Raw genomic sequence first — 473 nt, 5'->3', positions numbered from 1 at the left:
CCAAAAGACTATTCTAAGCAAAATAATCCAAGAAGTTTAAGTGCAAAGAAAAAGAAAGAAGCAGCAGCAAATTCATAAAAGTTTTTTTTAGAAGGTTAAAAGGGGGATTAGAGATGAGCTTATTAAGAGAAACATTAGAAAGTGGAAAATTTGCAGTTACTACTGAAATGGCTCCTCCAAAAGGGACTGACCTTTCACATTTAATAGAATGTGCAAAGCCGTTAGTTGGAAGAGTTCATGCAGCGAGTGTAGCAGGCGGTGGAGCGGCAGGTATGAGCGACCCTGCGCTAGCGACGTGTATAGTAGTAAGAGATGTTGGGGTAGAGCCAGGTAGTCGAGCACCAGGGTGGGTTCGAAATAGTACAGCCATTCCAGGAGATCTGGGGGCAGCCGGTGTACTTGGGAGAGGCAATCTGCGGGCACTGCCCGGGGTCGACGATGGCGTCGGTGGCGACGTTCATCCTAAGGTAGGG

At 47.1% G+C, this 473-nt stretch carries 1 protein-coding gene; it reads right to left on the bottom strand.

Going from position 1 to position 473, the window contains the following annotated elements; genetic code table 11:
• Window positions 1-287: 287 nt before the first annotated feature.
• A partial coding sequence (locus MUN85_RS12535) for a hypothetical protein (RefSeq protein ID WP_250507003.1) occupies window positions 288-473 on the bottom strand: 186 nt, incomplete at its 5' end.

It is taken from the genome of Bowdeniella massiliensis (assembly GCF_023634005.1).
GTDB classification, from domain to species: Bacteria; Actinomycetota; Actinomycetes; order Actinomycetales; family Actinomycetaceae; genus Bowdeniella; species Bowdeniella massiliensis.
The sequence above is the reverse complement of the archived record's forward strand: the minus strand, read 5'-3'. Positions and strand labels throughout refer to the sequence as shown.